General features: G+C 67.4%; 1 protein-coding gene. It reads right to left on the bottom strand.

The genetic code is table 11. The features are described 5' to 3' along the window. A partial coding sequence (locus tag ACWD6N_RS37760; protein ID WP_450006766.1) for an RNA-guided endonuclease InsQ/TnpB family protein occupies positions 1-1,077 on the bottom strand: 1,077 nt, incomplete at its 3' end. Positions 1,078-1,182 lie beyond the last annotated feature (105 nt).

Genomic DNA, 1,182 nt, shown 5'->3' on the forward strand with positions numbered 1-1,182 from the left:
GGCGGCGTTGACGTCCCGGTCGTGCACGGCATCGCAGCCGGGGCACGTCCAGACGCGAACGCCGAGGGTCATGGCGGTGTTGATCCGACCGCACGCCGAGCAGGTCTTCGTGCTCGGATGCCAGCGGTCGACGGCGATAACCTGCCGCCCGTACCAGGCGGCCTTGTACTCGATCATGCTGCGCAGTTGTGTCCACGCCGCGTCGGAGATGGCGCGGGCCAGCGAGTGGTTGCGCAGCATGTTGCGCACGCTGAGGTCTTCGATCACGACCGTTTGGTTCTCACGGACGAGTCGAGTCGACAGCTTGTGCAGGTGATCCCGCCGCCGGTCGGCGATGCGGGCATGGATGCGGGCCACCGCAAGCCGGGCTTTCGCCCGGTTCTTGGTGTCCTTGCCCTTACGGGACAGGTTGCGTTGCGCCTTGGCCAGCTTGCGCCGGTCGGCGCGCTCGTGGCGCGGGTTGGTGATCTTCTCCCCGGTGGACAAGGTGAGCAGACTGGTGATGCCCGCGTCCACCCCGACCGCCGTGGACAGCGGCGGCAGTGCCTTGACGGTGGGGTCATCGACCAGCAGAGAGACGAACCACCGACCGGCCGCGTCGCGGGACACCGTGACCGTCGACGGTTCGGCCCCTTCGGGCAGGGGCCGCGACCACACGATGCCCAGCGGGGCGTCCATCTTGGCCAGGGTGAGTTGCCCGTGACGCCAGCGAAACGCCGAGCGGGTGTACTCCGCCGACGCCCGGGACTTGCGCTTGGCCTTGAAACGCGGGTAGCGCGACCGCTTGCCCCAAAACGCGGCGAACCCGGCCTGCAGGTGCCGCAGCGTCTGCTGCAACGGCACCGAGCTGACCTCGTTAAGGAACGCCAGCTCCTCGGTGCGCTTCCACTCGGTCAGCCACGCCGAGGACTGCACATAGGTGCTGCGCTGCCGGTCAACGGCCCACGCACGGGTGCGCGCCTCCAAGACGAGGTTGTAAACCTTGCGCACGCACCCGAAGGTGCGGTTGAGCTGATCGGCCTGCCCTGGGGTCGGATAGAAGCGGTACTTGTATGCCCGCTTCACCACCTCACCCACGCCTCACATTCTATCCACCCATCATGCAAGACGAGCATCGAGGGGAGGGAGCGGCGTTACCTCCCGGCCCTAAACGGCCGGGTTTCCACGCCGCGATCCTGATGA

The sequence above is a fragment of the Micromonospora sp. NPDC005163 genome, from assembly GCF_053599835.1.